Source organism: Marinirhabdus gelatinilytica (assembly GCF_003353425.1).
Classification (GTDB): Bacteria; Bacteroidota; Bacteroidia; order Flavobacteriales; family Flavobacteriaceae; genus Marinirhabdus; species Marinirhabdus gelatinilytica.
On the sequence record NZ_QRAO01000001.1, the window covers coordinates 144296 to 161303 of the forward strand.

Consider the following 17008-nt stretch of genomic DNA (forward strand, 5'->3'; position numbering starts at 1 on the left):
TTAATACCTGCTTTTTTTTAAATCTTTTTCGGTCGCTGCGGGTACGGCATTGGTAAAACGTTCTTTGAAGCTCTGTAGATCTTGCCAATTTATTCCTGGGACAGAGGTAATTCCCTTTCCTTTTAAATTGGTCGCCATTTGGACCATTTCGGTCGCAGCCACCAAAACTTTCTTAGGGTCGCAACCACGGTTGGGACAGGTCCCGCCATACACTCTATTATCGGCTATGGCAACGCTCATCCCTTCGGCGGCACATTCTTTGGCCACACCTTTGCCAGCAGTTCCGGTTCCAATTACAAATACGTTGTAGTGATCAATTCCCATATATATTGCCCAAAAGTTGGGCAGGTTTTTTACGTGTTAAAACCCTCTACGGTAGTTCGAGATTTCGTATCCACCGCAATAGCGTTATGTTCTAGATTTTTTATCAATAAAAAGAAGAAAATGGCATATACCATTAAATTGCCTACACCATTCCAATCTTCTTGCATCGCCATACCGAAGAGCAAGGTTGCTATCAACAACCCACTGGCAATGGCCGCAAATTTTGTTTTCCAGCCTAATACCAATAGTACTCCCAAAATAAATTCTACAAAAGGTAACGTATAGGCAAAAGGCAACACTAAAGTTTCGGGCAGGTAGGTTTCTGAAAATCCTTTGGTCAAGCCTTCAGCAAATTCTGAAAGTTTAGGGATACGCACCACTCCATGTATCAATAAATTGATCCCTATGGTAATTCGGGCTACAAAAAAAGCCCACTGGTGGTTGGAAATCTTTTTCATCTCTTATGCCCAGAAACTGAGCAGTTTTCAGTTGAGATATAAAATTAGCCATTGCCCAGCCAAAGCTATGTTATGGAAATGATAAAGTTGTAGTAATAAACCTTTCAGGTTTTGAAAACCTGAAAGGTTTGGGTTATTTTTGCCATCCGATGAGTAAAACCCTCGTTCATTCCCTGTTTGAACAGTCTTCCGCACTTGGAAAACTGAGGGGAGCTATTGCCTCTTCTGAAAAAAACACCCCCCTTGCCCCTCCCACAAAGGGAGAAATAAGGGTTTCGGGGCTAGTGGGTAGCGCAACTTCTTTTATCATTTCTGAAGCCTTTAAAACTGCTGAGAAGCCTTTTCTTTTTATTCTGAACGATAAGGAAGAGGCCGCTTACCACCTCAACGATCTGGAAAATCTGTTGGGAGAGGACACCGTCCTTTTCTATCCCGGCAGTTACCGAAGACCTTACCAAATCGAGGAAACCGATAATGCGAACGTGTTGTTGCGAAGCGAGGTGCTGAACCGAATCAACTCCCGTCGCAAACCTGCTATAATCGTCACGTATCCTGAAGCACTGTTTGAAAAAGTAGTGACCAAAAAAGAACTGGAAAAGAACACGTTGAAACTTTCGGTAGGGGAAGAAGTTTCCATCGACTTTGTGAACGAAGTGCTGTTCGAGTACAAATTCAAAAGAACCGATTTTGTGACCGAGCCAGGGGAGTTTTCGGTACGTGGGGGTATTTTGGATGTGTTCAGTTTCAGTAATGACGAGCCGTACCGTATCGAATTCTTTGGTGATGAGGTGGACAGTATCCGTACGTTCGATGTAGAGACACAGCTCTCCCTAGAGCAGCTCAAGAAAATTTCAATTATACCGAATGTTGAAAACAAGCAACTGGATGAGAGTCGCGAAAGTTTTTTAAGATACATTTCGTCAAAAACGGTGGTATGCCTTAAAAATGAAGAATTGTTGAGCAGCGCCATTGACAAACTTTTCAAAAAAGCAACACAGGCCTATACCAATCAACAAGGCGAGGTAAAAATGAGCGAGCCGGAAGCATTGTTTTGTACTTCGGAATTGTTGAAAGAACAGTTTAAAGAATTCACTAAGGTTACGCTGCATTCAAAAGGGACACGGAATTTGAAAGAGGTCTCGACTGCGCTCGACCAGACATCTTCAGTTTCAACTTCAATTTCATTTTCTACCTCCCCCCAACCTTCTTTCAATAAGCAATTCAGTTTATTGATTGAGAACCTCAACCAAAACACAGAGAACGGATATACCAACTATATCTTCTGTAGCAGCGCATCGCAAGCAAAGCGTTTTCACGATATCTTCGAAGACGCCCAGGGCCACGTGGAACAATTTGAAACCGTTGTTTTTCCACTATATCAAGGTTTTATTGACCACGAGAATAAAAATGTTTGCTATACCGATCATCAGATTTTTGAGCGCTACCATAAGTTCAGTTTAAAGAATGGATACGCAAAAAAACAGGCGATTACACTCAAAGAATTAACCAATCTTGAAGTGGGCGATTACGTGACGCACATAGACCACGGAATCGGGAAATTTGGTGGTCTCCAAAAAATCGAAGTGGAAGGCAAGCAACAAGAGGCCATAAAATTGATTTATGGCGAACGGGATATATTGTATTTGAGCATACACTCGCTGCATAAAATTTCAAAATACAACGGAAAAGATGGCACCACGCCAAAAATATACAAACTGGGAAGTGCCGCTTGGAAAAAACTGAAGCAAAAAACGAAGAAAAAAGTCAAGGAAATTGCTTTTAACCTCATTGAGCTGTACGCAAAACGAAGGCTGCAAAAAGGGTTTCAGTACGATCCGGACAGCTACTTGCAGCACGAACTGGAAAGTAGTTTTATGTTCGAGGACACCCCAGACCAAAGCACCGCCACAGCCGATGTAAAAGCCGATATGGAGAGCGAACGCCCTATGGATCGCCTGGTTTGTGGCGATGTAGGTTTCGGTAAGACTGAAGTTGCTGTGAGAGCTGCATTTAAGGCGGTGGACAATAACAAACAGGTGGCCGTTTTGGTTCCTACTACTATTTTGGCATTCCAGCATTTTAAGACGTTTAGCGAGCGATTAAAGGATATGCCCGTAAATGTAGATTACCTAAACCGTTTCCGCACGGCAAAGGAGCGACGCACCGTATTGGAGGGCTTGAAGGATGGCACCCTCGATATCGTTATCGGGACCCACCAATTGGTGAACAAATCGGTTCAGTTTAAAGATCTGGGATTGCTCATTATTGATGAGGAACAAAAATTTGGTGTTTCGGTGAAGGACAAGTTGAAAACCATCAAGGAAAATGTGGACACCTTAACCCTCACCGCAACGCCCATACCACGTACATTACAGTTCAGTTTAATGGCAGCAAGGGATTTAAGTGTCATTACCACCCCACCTCCCAACAGGTATCCTGTGGAAACGCATGTGATACGTTTTGGGGAAGAGACCATCCGGGATGCGGTGCGGTACGAGATTTCACGTGGCGGACAAGTATTCTTTGTCCATAACCGAATTGAGAACATAAAAGAAGTTGCGGGAATGCTGCAGCGCTTGGTACCCGATGCAAAAATAGGAATAGGTCACGGCCGGATGGAGGGCAAGAAGCTGGAAGACCTGATGCTTCGGTTTATGAACAATGAATTTGATGTACTGGTTTCGACCACTATTATTGAAAGTGGCTTGGACGTGCCCAATGCGAACACCATTTTTATAAATAATGCGAACAACTTCGGGCTGAGCGACCTGCACCAAATGCGGGGTCGTGTGGGGCGTAGCAACAAGAAAGCGTTCTGCTATTTTATTACCCCTCCGTATTCCGCTATGACCGAAGAAGCACGGAAACGTATCACGGCACTGGAACAATTTAGCGAACTGGGCAGCGGGCTCAATATAGCAATGAAAGATCTGGAAATACGTGGTGCGGGCGATCTCTTGGGCGGTGAGCAAAGTGGTTTCATTAATGAGATTGGGTTTGAGACCTATCAAAAAATCTTAGCCGAAGCCATTGAGGAACTAAAAGAGAAAGAGTTTAAAGACCTCTATTCTGAAACTGACAAAGATTTCAAAAACCGAAAATTTGTCAAGGAAGTTACCATTGATACTGATTTTGAATTGCTCTTCCCCGACGATTATGTGAACAACATCACGGAACGCCTGAACCTATACACAAAGCTGAACGAACTTAAGGATGAAAGCGGATTGCAAAAATTTCAGCAGGAATTAGAGGATCGTTTTGGCGAGTTGCCCGAAGAAGTGGAAAGCCTATTGAACAGTGTACGCATAAAGTGGTTGGCCATACGTATGGGGCTGGAGCGTGTGGTGATGAAAAAACGGAAATTTATTGGGTATTTTATAAGCGACAAGCAAAGTGATTTTTACCAAGGACCTGATTTTGGGAAGATTTTGCAATACGTTCAGCAGCACCCACGACAGGTTCAGCTCAAGGAAAAGCAAACCCGAAATGGGTTGCGCTTGTTGCTTCGGTTTGAAAATGCCAAAAGCGTTGAGCAGATTTTAAAACAGCTTACCGAGATTATTTCAACATAATTTTTTTGATGCTACCTAAAAAGTGGAACTATATTATATTGGGCATTGGTGCCATCATCACCATTATTGGGTTGGTAACTGGTAAATTCTTTTTTATATTTTTAGTGTTGCCGTTGGGTTTTTTATTCAGAAAGAAGAAAGAAAAGTAATATTTACAGCAAATACAAAAACACATAAAGCCTTGAAAATACTGTAATGTCGTGCAAATGTCGGGTGAATTTCAACCAAAATAATTGTCCAAAAAAATGAAGGGTCGTACCATTGCTTCAAATCTTAAAAACAAGGCTATGCAACAACCAGCACTCGGGCAGCGTATTTTGGCCCTACGACAAGAAAAGGGGCTCACCCAAGAAGAATTGGTAGCACAATGCAACATAAGCGTACGCACCATACAACGTATTGAAGCGGGGGAAGTGACCCCAAGGACCTATACCGTAAAGACCATTCTTTCGGCTTTGGGGGAAGATTTTGAAGATTTTACCGAAACCCAAATGGAGAGCGGCCTCAAAAAAGCGTTCTTCCTAAAAATTGACGACACCAAACAGGCTTCATATTTACAAAAGCAACTCAACATCGCTTTTATAGCAGGGATTATTTATTTTATCTTAGGTTTTGCCGAAGGTCCTGCTGATGGTTATAGAATGTTTGAAGACACTATTTTGTACCCATTACCTTTGTACATTGCCCTAAAAGTCTTGGTGCTGGGATCGCTATTTTTCTTTTTACGAGGATTTATATTGTGTGGTAGTATCATGAAAAACTACCTACTTAAAGTCTCCGTTTTCATTCTTTTAGCCTTGAACGTGGTATTCTATCTCTACGATCTGGGCTCCGTATTTATGAAAAATGATTATTATGCAGGCGTACTTATTGCAGAATCGGTAGCACTGGGAATCACAGGTATTCTAATGGGTATTGCCGTTATGCGATTGCAGCCCGCCTTGGGGAACATAGCGGTGGTTACCGGTATTTTTGAAATCATCACCTATGGTTGTTTGGCATCGGTACTACTAAGTTTGGGAGGATTGTTAATGTGGATTCCCACTATAATCTTGGAAATAATTATCTTATTCCGAATCCGTGAACTGATAAAAGAAAAAATTAAAGGCTAGAAATGATAAAACGCATTCTCAAAATGCTCAATACGTTCTTCCTTACTGTTTTTTAGCACTGCAATAATATCGAAACGGGCTTCTTTATGGAGCTCGTTTGTAATTAGGTACTCATTGGCTGCCTTTACAAGTAATTTTATTTTTGCGGGGGTTACAAAACTTTGTGGATCACCAAAAAAGGCACTGTTTCTTGTTTTAACTTCTATAAATACAACAGTGTCTTCTTCTTTCTGTGCAATGATGTCAACCTCAGCTTTTTGAAACACCCAGTTTCGGTCCAAAATGGTATAGCCTTCCCGAAGTAAGAACTGCGTGGCGAGTTCTTCGCCCAGATTACCAAGTTCGTTGTGTTGTGCCATTGTAGTCATTTCTACGATAGGAGAAACCTTTAGGTTCAGCGTAGTAGCTAAATCACATAGTTAACTTCACACTATCGCTTCTAGATTTATTACCGCTGTTTTATGCGAGTTGAGGATTAAGGATCTCTCAGTCGCCACTCCTTCGAAATGACAAAGTTACACGTTTCGCTGAAACGGAGAGTACTGCACCCTTTCCTAGTACCAATGCCCTATTATCCTCCACATGCCCCGCATGGAAATTAAAACACACTGGATAGTTATATTCTTTCACAGCTTCCCAAACAATCTCTTCGGCAGTTTTGCCAAAGGGGATGGTATTGTCGTTCATTTGTGTCATGCCGCCCACGATGAGGCCATTTAATCCTGAAAGCAACCCGTTGCGTTTCAGATTTTGCATCATTCGATCTATGTGATATAAGTACTCGTCCAAGTCTTCCAAAAACAGGATTTTACCCTTTGTATCAATTGCTGAAGGACTTCCCAACAATGAATACAGCACCGAAAGATTCCCGCCCACCAATTCACCGGTTGCCGTTCCGGTTCTGTAAAATTTGAAACCTGAAGTATGTTTGATAGTGTAATCGTTTCCGAAGAGCACATCACGAATGCTTTGCCGTGTGGCCTCTGTTTTTTTCTCTAGTTCCAACCCCATTTGTGCGTGCAGGCTGGCAATGCCTAGATTATGGATCGTGTTGTGCAATACTGTTATATCACTATAGCCTATAATCCATTTTGGGTGTTGCCTGAACGTTGTCCAATCCAACCCATCTACCATACGCACCGTACCGTACCCTCCGCGTGCACACCAAATCGCTTTCACTTCGGGATTATCCAACATTTCTTGGAAATCTTGTGTGCGCAGGGCATCGTTACCGGCAAACTGGTTATCCTGAGCACCAATGGTTTTACCCAAAAGTGGTTTCAGTTGCCACGCTTTCAGTTCATCTAAAAAGGGCTGTAGTTCAGTTGCCGTTACTTTACGAGCGGTGGAGAGGATGGCTATGGTGTCGCCCTTATTCAAAATTGGCGGGATAGTCATTTATGGTATTCTATTGATAATTGTTATAATATCAAAGATAGAATTTTCTGATTCAATTTCTTGGTTCAATAAGTATTTTAAATTTGACAATAGAAAATATGTGAAGTAATATGAAAGGTCTTTCTCCTTCACTAAAAAACTCTTTCTAAACGAGTCTATATTATGCAGATTAGATGTAGTGAAATTCTGAGGATTAATAGGTGCAAAGTTGATTACAATTTTTGAAATAAGTTCTAAATGACTATTACTGCTTGAAGCTTTATCACGTTCAACCAAATTATTGTAATTTTTTTTGATGCTAATAAACTTTTCATTTAGCAAATCTGAAAAAATATGTTGTGAAATTCTTCCTTGACCGGTTGAGTGAGTATTCGAATTCGGAGGTAAGTTATCTATATATGCCTTTGTATAATTTCGTTTCCTTAACTTATAATTCTGAATATTCTCCAATTTCTCCGGATGAAATTCTTTCAAAATAACAAAATATACTGTGAGAAGCAGGTCAAATAAAGAAAGTTCGTTATTATTAATAATATTTGGATAAGCTTTTGGCTTTTTATCTTCCTCAGATAACGGCTCTAGAATATTTCTTATTATCAAAAATCGATTTAGTACCTTTTTAATCTTTCTTGGATTTTCGAATCGAAGTACCGAGAAAAATTTATGCATTATCTGTGGTAATAAAAATTGGCCTCCAAAAATTCTATATTCCTTATCGGAATGAAAATAATCGTTAAATAAATTTTCAGAAAGACTGTATTTGGGTATGTGAAATGGTATATCAAAAATTTTCTCTAAATATTCTTTAGATTTTACTGCATTTCCATATTTATTATTGATAGCTGCGTGAACTGCTTTTTTATCAACTCCACAAATAAAAATTGTTTTTTTTCCATAAGTAAAAAAAAGCTTTAAAGCAGAAAGCAAATTAAGAACATTTTCTGGTTCACATCTATCTAAATCATCGATAAAGACCATATTTGTATTTTTATAAGTCCCAGAAGTAATTTTGTTTTCCCACTTTTTAAATTTGTTTTTAAAATCTTTCTTCTTTTGGTAAAATGTTAATGTATTATTTTTATCCGAAGCGCTAACGAGCTTTTCTCCCGAAAAAGAAATAATACCCCCGTGTAGTGTAATAGACTTAGTAAAGCCTTCCAATAAATTTTCAGCAGCAGTCCGTAATTCTTTTCCTAATTTATCTGAAATCGTATTAGATTCTTCTAATAAAAATTCAAGCATTGACAAAGACAAATTATCATCACTTTCATACTCCCAAGCTTCGAAAAAGTAGGTGTTGAAATCTGATTTAAGTTCCTTTTTTAGATACTTCATTAAAGTGCTTTTCCCACTTCCCCATTCTCCATAAAGTGAGAACATTTTAATTTGTGAGAATTCGTCTTTGTTATTTATCAAAAATGATTTTATAATATTCCCCGTTTCAATTATTCCGAGATAATCATTTTCAGGAGTTAAATCTTCAATAGGAAGATTAGGTAAGAGTTTAGACATGAAAAAATATTTTCTTAAAAGTAAGAAAATAAATTCTACTTAATTTTTTAGCGAGGTGTCTACCAGCCGGTGTAGAAAAGGTCAATTGTACTACAAAACAAACCGATACGTCGCCTTCAGCAAAAAAGTGTTCTGTGGCTTTTGGCTAAGCAGCTGATTGTCCACAATGGTACTAAAACTGTTCCGTGGATCGCCAATACCATTAAGTCCTTGGCTCCACACCAAGAAAATCTCCGAGCCGGGGATGTACTCCCAACGTACTACCAGGTTGCTTCTAAATTGTACAAAGGCAAAATCTGGGTCTCCAAAGGTAAAATCTATGGTACCGTCCCTATCTTCATCTACACGGTACTCGCCATTTTCCAAACGGATTTGGTCTGTTTCGTAATGGGTAATACGGTTATTTAAATCTTCAGCAGTGGCATCGTTCACAAAATTAAAATCTGAAAAATCTGCTTTAAAAATAAAGGGTTGTCCATAATATTGGATGGTAAGGTTTGGGTTGATGTTGTAATTTACCCGAAGTGTCGTGCTCAAGGTCTCTTGGTCTATCGCTCCCAAAATATAGCGTGCCGTACCGTTAAAATCTTGTTGTGTCACATATTGGGTCTTACTTGGGTTTTCCGAATAATTTACATTTAACGAAAGGTTCAAGCTGTTCAAGGGTTGGTAACGCAAACCAACATCGTATTCCCGAAACGCAAAGTTATCCTGTTTTGCCTGCGATTGTACCGTGCCACCACTAAAGCTAAGTTTTTTGCGTTGGTCTGTTCCAGAAAAAAAGAAGATATAGTTCTCTTCGTTATAGCGCCAACGGGGACCGCCACGTAAAAATGTATTGGTAAAAATTCTAGGTTTGTGTGCCGCGCCAAAATCGCTCCACCAGTTATTCTTCCAGTTTATAAAGCCCCCTATTTCATATTGGATCCTGTTGTAGTTCCCCTCATAATCGAATGCTGAAGACAGATTTACGCGTGCATTGGCACGACGGTACCAGCTAGTGGGTTTGTTGAACAACCTGCGCAGCACGGCATATTGCCTAATATCATCAGCCTGACGAAGAAAACCTATATCATTCAATTCCAGTTCTGGCGACTTAAAATTTCCACCAATGGCATAGCGCCAATCACCACCACCGCCTTTTCCAAATTCAAATCGGCCTCCAGTTCCCGTTAATTGGGTTCTCGTAGGATCTACACTTACATGGTCTGCATCTACCCTTTGAAACAAGTGCGTGAGGGACGTTTGGGTTCGGGCAATAGCTTGGGCATTGCCACGAACATTACTTAACACGGCGCTCCCTTCCACATAGTAGGTTCGTTCTTTCCAATTGTGCTTAAAATCTATTCCTCCTGAATAGGCGTGGGAATGCAGAAAAGAAACGTTCTCATCCATATTACGGACAGTACTGGTAAAAATTCCTCCAACATAACTATTGTTGTTATTGAAATCCTGTTGTACACGGCCTACCAAATAATTGGTCAAAGGCTCTACCAGTTCTTCGGTTTCAGATCCATCGGCATCGATCACATCGGCAAATTCTTTAGCGGTTACGCTTTCCAGTACACCTACGGTTAATCCGTCTTTTGTTTTCCCACTAAATTTTGCTGCGCCCAGAATAGTTGTATTATTAGGCTGGTCCACAAAAGCCGTGGTAGGGCCAAAAGCCGAGCCCTGGGGACTCCGGCCAATTCGTCTCGAAAAGAAGAGGTTATCTGCTCCACTCCCTATGGTAAAATCGAATACACTCTTGTTCTCTACAAAAAAAGGTCGGCGTTCCTGAAAAAAAATCTCAAAACCGTCCAGCGCCACGGCTCCGGGATCTGCATCAACTTGACCAAAATCTGGATTTATGGTTACATCCAGGGTAAGGTCGTTAGTCACGCCAATCTTGGCATCCAGTCCTCCCGTTAATCTAGGATCACTGCCATCGCGGAAGGGGTTGCCCTCTTCGGCCTCATACGTATCTAATTGACCAACCGTATAGGGCTGAATCTCCAATTGTTTTTGAGGTTTTATGCCCTTGATTCCTCGCAACTCCCCAAACTCGCTCACCCACCCAGGCGGATTGGCTGGCAGGGGTTGCCAAGTGGAACGCTCTTCGTTATTAAAATACCTTCGGGTGCTCTGTATGCCCCACACTTGTTCATCTGCACTGCTGAAACGTAACTGGCTCAAGGGGATTCGCATTTCGGCGGTCCAGCCATCATTATCAATTTTTGTGCTTAAGTACCAAATTGGATTCCAGCTACCGTCAAAATTTCCGTTGTTGCTAATAAATTCATCCCCCTTTACACCAGAAGCTGAAGCCGTGAAAGAGAAGCCTGTCCGGTCGTCGCCGTAGCTATCAATATTTATCTCAACCCAATCGCCCGGGAAATCATCACGACGGCCCATCCGTTTTTCAATGGTTGCGGGGTTTTTTTGGTAGCATTTAAAGGCTACGTACAGGTTTTTCTCGTCATAGAGAATTTTCATCTTGGTCTGCTCTGTAGGGGGTGTGGCGTTATCGGGCTCAAACTCCACATAATCTGTGGTCCATTCCACGAGATTCCAAGCGGGTTCAGTAAGGTCGCCGTCTATTTTTGGAGCTTCCTTGGCACCAATTGGAACAGTAGTGTAGCTACGTTTCGGAAAATTTTGTGATGTGGTTTCGGTTTCTTGTGCGCTTATATTTCCGAAGAAAAAAAGAATAGGAAGCCAAGCATAGTTGATGAGATTGTGCATAATGGCGGGTTAGTTGATTTTTGATTGATACTATAAAGGACTTAAAACCAAAAAAATTGTGACAATATTTAGGTTTAATTAACAAAGTTTTAACACTTCAAAAATGATCCGTTGCCACTATAAAAGTCACTATCTTTACTACATCGAAGCTACCTGATGAGAAAACTTATTTCAAAGAAAAAGCCTGCTTATCCCATAACCGAACAATTGTCCGGTTATCTAACAAAGTATGCGCGCAATATAAAGATACCGATATACTACGACGATTTATTGCGGTTTCAGGGCTCTGTCTCGGTTTTTGATGCCCAGGGGAACGACACCTTGTGGATACAGGTATATTATTCTGAATTTGAAACACAGGAGATAGAGGAAAGCTTGAAAAGAATGTACTCTATCTTACATTCCGATGGTTCCGATGCGCTGTTGCCTTACCTTAATATAGACAGTATAGACTTTTGCACCTTTGGCAACTCGAAACCTTTTCGTATCAAGGTGCGAAATATCTTGAACGACAACTATATTTTCCTCTACATTAAAAAAGCCGATGCCTCCAGGATCTATGGGCTGGAATTGGAGCACCTCCTATCACCCAACCATATCAATTTTTTGGTACACGGCAATACCTTGATAGAAGAACACATTTCTGGAATTCCTGGAGACGATTTTATTACACACCACCTGGAGTTTTGTTCGGAACAGGATAAACGCGAGATTGCAAAGGAATTCGTGAAGTTTAACGAGCGTTGTTTTGTACGGTTACTGGGCGATATGCGCTCCTACAATTACGTGATGGTACTCACCAACGACTTTGATAGGATACAGTACCGAATACGCGCCATAGATTTTGACCAGCAATCCTACGAGGGCAACCAAAAAGTGTACAAGCCCCAGTTTTTAAAGGAGAACAACAAATTGGTACAACTAACTGCTCGCGTCCTTAAAGATGCCTCTATCGAACAGTATAAAAGAGAAGAAAGATCATTATTGGCAAAAAGGGCCACAAGTGAAAAGGACCGTCTGGAAGAACTCTTGGAGTGTATGAAAAACGACACCCTTTCCCCACCCGAAAAAATGAAACAGTTAAGAAAAGACTTATTGCAGTTAACGGGCGATATAAACTTTAAAAAATCGAAGAATATGGGTGAGATCTTAGAGAGTGCTCTGGATTTTATTGTAAGGAACTACGAAACAGAAAATCCCTTTTTGTAGTTCCAGAATTTCGTCACTTTGAGCGATCCCGAAAGTTTTCGGGATTGTATCGAGAAGCATTGTCAAGGATACTATTTTAAATGTGACCTCTCGATACATCTTTCAGTTTCGTTAAAGACCCAATTGAAAAACACTCGAGGGGACCAAGGTAAATTCTTTTTAAAAAAATACTATGCGCGCATAGTAAATTTGTATCTTTAAGCTCATTTTATTCTGAAAAAAATCCTAATCATTTCCTCTGTTATGAAAATTAAAAAAGTCCTTGTTGCCAATCGAAGTGAAATTGCAATTCGTGTATTCCGTGCCTGTACCGAAATTAACCTGCAAACCGTTGCGGTGTATACCTATGAAGACCGGTATTCGCAACATCGCTATAAGGCAGATGAAGCCTACCAGATTGGCAACAACGACGAGCCTCTTAAACCCTATCTGGACGGCGATACTATAATCGCTTTGGCAAAATCGAAAAATGTGGATGCCATTCACCCTGGGTATGGATTTCTCTCTGAAAATTCTGAATTTGCAAGAAAATGTGCTGAGAACGATATTATTTTCATTGGCCCAGACCCAGCTGTCATGGATGCGTTGGGCGATAAGATAACTGCAAAAAAGATTGCTAAGAAATGTAATATCCCCATTATACAGAGCAATACAAAAAAGCTTACCAGCCTAAAAGTTGCGTTGGAAGAGGCTGAAAAAATAAGCTACCCCGTTATGTTGAAAGCTGCTTCTGGCGGTGGTGGCCGAGGGATGCGCATTGTAAGGTCTGCGGAAGAACTCTCCAACAACTTCAACTCCGCCAAAAGTGAATCATTGAATGCTTTTGGGGACGACACCATGTTTCTCGAAAAATATGTAGAAGACCCAAAGCACCTTGAAATACAGATAGTGGCCGATAACCATGGAAACATACGCCATCTGTACGAGCGGGATTGTTCGGTACAACGCCGCCACCAAAAAGTGGTCGAGATGGCACCCTCCTACAATGTTCCAGACAACGTAAAAGAGCAGTTATACAATTATGCGGTCGCAATTGCCAAAGAGGTGCAGTATAATAACGTAGGTACTGTAGAGTTTTTAGTTGATAAGAAAGACCAAGTATATTTCATTGAGGTAAACCCTCGTATACAGGTAGAGCACACCGTAACCGAAATGGTCACTGGAATTGACCTTATTAAAACTCAAATTTTTGTCGCTGGAGGTTACAAATTGAGCGACAAGCAAATTAAAATTTACGATCAGGATTCCTTGCGCACCTACGGCTTTGCCATACAGTGCAGGCTTACTACCGAGGATCCCTCAAACAATTTCACGCCGGATTATGGCACCATAACTACCTACCGCAGCGCATCGGGGATGGGGATACGGTTGGACGCCGGGAGCATCTATCAATCCTACAGTGTGAGTCCATTTTTCGATTCTATGCTGGTGAAGGTTTCGGCACATGGGCGCACCTTGGACGGTGCCGTGAGAAAAATGACACGTGCCCTCAAGGAATTTAGGATTCGCGGGGTGAAATCCAACATCCATTTTCTTCAAAATGTCATTCAGCACGACGTTTTCAAGGAAGGAAAAGCTTCCGTTAACTTTATTGGGAACACTCCTGAACTTTTCAACATCAAGCTACCCCAAGACCGAACTACAAAAATCACTAGGTATCTGGGCGAAGTAATCGTGAACGGGAATCCAGATGTAAAGTTTATAGACGACAACAAAAAATTCAGAACGCCTACAATTCCAACGTTCGATCCCAGTGCCCCTTTTCCCGAGGGCACAAAAGACCTCTTGACCAAGCTGGGACCTGAGAAGTTTTCAGAATGGCTTAAAAAAGAAAAGAAAATCCATTTTACCGATACTACTATGCGTGATGCGCACCAATCGCTCTTGGCAACACGTATGCGCACCTACGATCTGGTTAACATTGCTGAAAGTTTTGCAAAAAACCACCCCAACACCTTTAGTATTGAAATGTGGGGAGGCGCAACCTTTGATGTGTGCCTCAGGTTCCTCAACGAAAGCCCGTGGACCCGTCTGCGCAAACTGAGAGAGCTTATGCCCAATATTTTGTTCCAAATGTTATTGCGAGGGAGCAACGGTGTAGGTTACAAAGCATACCCGGACAACCTTATCGAGAAGTTTGTGGAAACCTCTTGGGAAAATGGAATTGATATTTTCAGGATATTCGATTCGTTGAACTGGGTAAAGGCGATGGAACCCAGCATAAACTATGTACGCAAAAAAACAGGTGGATTGGCCGAGGCCGCTATAAGCTATACAGGCGATATTCTAGATCCCAACGAGACAAAGTATACGCTAAAATACTACACCCAATTGGCAAAGGACCTAGAAAATGCCGGTGCCCACATTATTGCCATTAAAGATATGGCCGGATTGTTAAAGCCCTACGCAGCAACCGAGCTTGTGAGCGCATTAAAAGACACCGTAAAAGTACCATTGCACTTACATACCCATGACACCTCATCCATACAATCTGCCACGTATTTAAAAGCGATTGAGGCAGGGGTTGATGTTGTAGATGTGGCTTTGGGTGGCCTCTCAGGGCTTACCTCCCAGCCCAATTTCAATTCGGTGGTGGAGATGATGAAACGTCATGAACGAGCCCACGATTTTGATATGAAAAAGCTGAATCAGTTTTCTAACTATTGGGAAGATATTCGGGAATATTACTATCCGTTTGAATCTGATTTAAAAGCCGGTACTGCCGAAGTGTACCAACACGAAATCCCTGGCGGACAATACTCCAATTTACGTCCGCAGGCCGAAGCTTTGGGCTTGGGAGACCGTTTCAGCGAGGTAAAAAAAATGTACGAACAGGTAAACAAACTCTTTGGGAATTTAGTAAAGGTAACCCCAAGTAGTAAGGTTGTGGGCGATATGGCCATATTTATGGTAACCAACGATCTTACGCCAGAAGACGTTATGGAACGTGGCGAGACTATTTCGTTTCCAGAATCGGTTATCAACTTTTTCAAGGGGGATTTGGGGCAACCATTAGGAGGGTTCCCAAAAAAAATTCAGAAAATAATATTGAAGAAAGCAAAACCCTATTCGGACAGGCCAAACGCACATCTAGACCCCATCGATTTTGATAAGGAATTCAAGGTTTTCAAAAAGAAGTTTCAGAAAAACTTCAGCAGACCTATTGAGTTTGAAGATTTCTTGAGCTACAGTCTGTATCCACGAGTTTTCGAGGCCGCCCATGAAAAATATAAGTTGTTTGGCAATACATCTATACTTTCGACCAAAAACTTTTTCTACCCAATGAAGCTCCGCGAAGAGACCATGATCGAGCTGGAGCCTGGCAAGACCATAGCCGTAAAATTGTTATCGGTGGGTATTCCCAACGAAAGTGGGATGCGTATTGTGTTCTTTTCGGTGAATGGTGAAAACAGATTTGTTGAAATTAAGGACCAATCCATTACTGTACAGAAAACCGAAAACCGAAAAGCCGACCCAGAGGACAAAAACCAATACGGTGCCCCCATACAGGGAATGCTCTATAAAATTTTGGTAAAGAAGGGGCAAGAGATAAAATCGAACGACCCTTTGTTTGTTCTGGAAGCGATGAAAATGGAGAGTACCGTTTTGGCAACTGGCAGCGGCAAGGTACAATCTATTACGCTTAAGGAGGGTGATATGGTGATGCAGGATGATCTCATTGTAACTTTAGGCTAAAAACGATGTAAAAAAGGGTTTCAAACATTGTTATTCAAATAAATAGTTCTACATTTGCACCCCTCAAAAAGTAGAAAATTTTTGCTTTTACGGGTGAAAACAATGATTTATTAACTATTTACACAAAAAACGAAATGGACACATTGAGTTACAAAACAGTATCTGCCAATAAGGCAACCGTGAACAAAGAGTGGTTGTTGGTAGATGCGGACGGGCAAACATTGGGTCGTCTTGCAAGCGAAGTTGCTAAGTTACTTCGAGGCAAACACAAGCCAAGTTTTACTCCACACGTAGATTGTGGCGACAACGTAATTATTACGAATGCTGCCAAGATCCAGTTATCAGGGAACAAATGGGAAGCTAAAGAATACATCCGCCACACGGGTTACCCAGGTGGACAGCGTTCTTTAACTGCTAAAGAGTTGTTCGGTAAAGATCCTGCAAGACTTGTAGAAAAAGCTGTAAAAGGTATGTTACCCAAAAACAAATTGGGTAGTGCTATTTTCAGAAACCTAAAAGTTTATGCAGACGACAACCACGGACAAGAAGCACAAAAACCCAGAGTAATTAACCTTAACGACAACAAGTAATGGAGACAATTCACAAAATTGGAAGAAGAAAGACCGCTGTTGCGCGTGTGTACCTTTCTGAAGGAAAAGGGAACATTACCATCAACAAGCGTGATCTAGACAACTATTTTACCACCTCTACTTTACAGTATAAAGTAAAGCAACCCCTAATGTTAACAGATAACGAAAAAACTTTCGACATCTCTGTAAATGTTTTTGGTGGAGGTATCACAGGACAGGCAGAAGCAATTCGCTTGGCCATCTCTCGCGCTATGTGCGAGCTGAACGATGAGAACAGAGGCATCCTGAAGCCAGAAGGATTACTTACCAGAGACCCACGTATGGTAGAGCGTAAGAAATTCGGACAGAAGAAAGCCCGTAAGAAATTCCAGTTCTCTAAGCGTTAGGCTTCGACTTCGCTCAGCCTGCGT

Annotated in this window: 13 protein-coding genes; 7 read left to right on the forward strand and 6 right to left on the reverse strand. The window is 41.4% G+C overall.

Going from position 1 to position 17008, the window contains the following annotated elements; genetic code table 11:
- Both C8D94_RS15530 and C8D94_RS00605 read right to left on the reverse strand, forming a co-directional pair.
- Positions 1 to 324: an FAD-dependent oxidoreductase gene (locus C8D94_RS15530; RefSeq protein WP_317047680.1), complete on the reverse strand. Its 324-nt coding sequence runs from the start codon at positions 322 to 324 to the stop codon at positions 1 to 3.
- A 29-nt stretch (positions 325 to 353) separates the two neighbouring features.
- Positions 354 to 782 carry a DoxX family protein gene (locus C8D94_RS00605; protein WP_115121975.1) on the reverse strand — a complete coding sequence of 143 codons (429 nt, stop codon included), beginning with the start codon at positions 780 to 782 and terminating at the stop codon, positions 354 to 356.
- A 149-nt stretch (positions 783 to 931) separates the two neighbouring features.
- Between C8D94_RS00605 and mfd the strand changes: the two genes are divergently transcribed.
- The 3 genes from mfd to C8D94_RS00615 all read left to right on the forward strand — a co-directional run bounded on the left by mfd (position 932) and on the right by C8D94_RS00615 (position 5466).
- Positions 932 to 4354 carry a transcription-repair coupling factor gene (mfd, locus tag C8D94_RS00610; protein ID WP_115121976.1) on the forward strand — a complete coding sequence of 1141 codons (3423 nt, stop codon included), beginning with the start codon at positions 932 to 934 and terminating at the stop codon, positions 4352 to 4354.
- 8 nt (positions 4355 to 4362) lie between these two features.
- Entirely contained in the window at positions 4363 to 4503 is a 141-nt protein-coding gene (locus C8D94_RS15210) for a hypothetical protein (RefSeq protein ID WP_170134700.1), read from the forward strand.
- A gap of 96 nt (positions 4504 to 4599) precedes the next feature.
- A complete protein-coding gene (locus C8D94_RS00615; protein ID WP_245946157.1) occupies positions 4600 to 5466 on the forward strand; it encodes a helix-turn-helix domain-containing protein in 867 nt (288 codons plus the stop codon).
- Here C8D94_RS00615 and C8D94_RS00620 read toward each other — a convergent pair.
- From C8D94_RS00620 to C8D94_RS00635, 4 genes are all read right to left on the reverse strand, one after another.
- A complete protein-coding gene (locus C8D94_RS00620) occupies positions 5463 to 5825 on the reverse strand; it encodes a YraN family protein (RefSeq protein WP_115121977.1) in 363 nt (120 codons plus the stop codon). The two genes, C8D94_RS00615 and C8D94_RS00620, sit on opposite strands and share 4 nt — an antisense overlap.
- Before the next feature lie 127 nt (positions 5826 to 5952).
- Positions 5953 to 6864, reverse strand: a complete 912-nt coding sequence (locus tag C8D94_RS00625; RefSeq protein ID WP_115121978.1) for a S66 peptidase family protein — start codon at positions 6862 to 6864, stop codon at positions 5953 to 5955.
- Complete coding sequence (locus C8D94_RS00630; RefSeq protein ID WP_115121979.1) at positions 6865 to 8376, reverse strand: KAP family P-loop NTPase fold protein; 1512 nt, start codon at positions 8374 to 8376, stop codon at positions 6865 to 6867.
- A 90-nt stretch (positions 8377 to 8466) separates the two neighbouring features.
- The gene (locus C8D94_RS00635; RefSeq protein ID WP_115121980.1) at positions 8467 to 11103 is read right to left on the reverse strand and encodes a DUF5916 domain-containing protein; all 2637 of its coding nucleotides are present in this window, start codon (positions 11101 to 11103) and stop codon (positions 8467 to 8469) included.
- A gap of 156 nt (positions 11104 to 11259) precedes the next feature.
- Here C8D94_RS00635 and C8D94_RS00640 point away from each other — a divergent pair, with 156 nt between their 5' ends.
- The 4 genes from C8D94_RS00640 to rpsI all read left to right on the forward strand — a co-directional run bounded on the left by C8D94_RS00640 (position 11260) and on the right by rpsI (position 16984).
- Positions 11260 to 12312 carry a hypothetical protein gene (locus C8D94_RS00640; RefSeq protein WP_115121981.1) on the forward strand — a complete coding sequence of 351 codons (1053 nt, stop codon included), beginning with the start codon at positions 11260 to 11262 and terminating at the stop codon, positions 12310 to 12312.
- Positions 12313 to 12555: 243 nt separating this feature from the next.
- A complete protein-coding gene (locus C8D94_RS00645; protein ID WP_115121982.1) occupies positions 12556 to 16008 on the forward strand; it encodes a pyruvate carboxylase in 3453 nt (1150 codons plus the stop codon).
- Positions 16009 to 16142: 134 nt separating this feature from the next.
- Entirely contained in the window at positions 16143 to 16598 is a 456-nt protein-coding gene (rplM, locus tag C8D94_RS00650) for a 50S ribosomal protein L13 (RefSeq protein WP_115121983.1), read from the forward strand.
- Entirely contained in the window at positions 16598 to 16984 is a 387-nt protein-coding gene (rpsI, locus tag C8D94_RS00655) for a 30S ribosomal protein S9 (RefSeq protein WP_115121984.1), read from the forward strand. Before rplM ends, rpsI begins: the two co-directional genes overlap by 1 nt.
- Positions 16985 to 17008: the final 24 nt, after the last annotated feature.

Coding starts and splice junctions, on each gene's coding strand:
- mfd (WP_115121976.1), top strand. CDS start 932: ATGAGTAAAACCCTCGTTCATTCCCTGTTTGAACAGTCTTCCGCACTT.
- C8D94_RS00630 (WP_115121979.1), bottom strand. CDS start 8,376: ATGTCTAAACTCTTACCTAATCTTCCTATTGAAGATTTAACTCCTGAA.
- C8D94_RS00620 (WP_115121977.1), bottom strand. CDS start 5,825: ATGGCACAACACAACGAACTTGGTAATCTGGGCGAAGAACTCGCCACG.
- C8D94_RS15530 (WP_317047680.1), bottom strand. CDS start 324: ATGGGAATTGATCACTACAACGTATTTGTAATTGGAACCGGAACTGCT.
- C8D94_RS00635 (WP_115121980.1), bottom strand. CDS start 11,103: ATGCACAATCTCATCAACTATGCTTGGCTTCCTATTCTTTTTTTCTTC.
- C8D94_RS15210 (WP_170134700.1), top strand. CDS start 4,363: ATGCTACCTAAAAAGTGGAACTATATTATATTGGGCATTGGTGCCATC.
- C8D94_RS00645 (WP_115121982.1), top strand. CDS start 12,556: ATGAAAATTAAAAAAGTCCTTGTTGCCAATCGAAGTGAAATTGCAATT.
- C8D94_RS00615 (WP_245946157.1), top strand. CDS start 4,600: ATGAAGGGTCGTACCATTGCTTCAAATCTTAAAAACAAGGCTATGCAA.
- rpsI (WP_115121984.1), top strand. CDS start 16,598: ATGGAGACAATTCACAAAATTGGAAGAAGAAAGACCGCTGTTGCGCGT.
- C8D94_RS00625 (WP_115121978.1), bottom strand. CDS start 6,864: ATGACTATCCCGCCAATTTTGAATAAGGGCGACACCATAGCCATCCTC.
- rplM (WP_115121983.1), top strand. CDS start 16,143: ATGGACACATTGAGTTACAAAACAGTATCTGCCAATAAGGCAACCGTG.
- C8D94_RS00640 (WP_115121981.1), top strand. CDS start 11,260: ATGAGAAAACTTATTTCAAAGAAAAAGCCTGCTTATCCCATAACCGAA.
- C8D94_RS00605 (WP_115121975.1), bottom strand. CDS start 782: ATGAAAAAGATTTCCAACCACCAGTGGGCTTTTTTTGTAGCCCGAATT.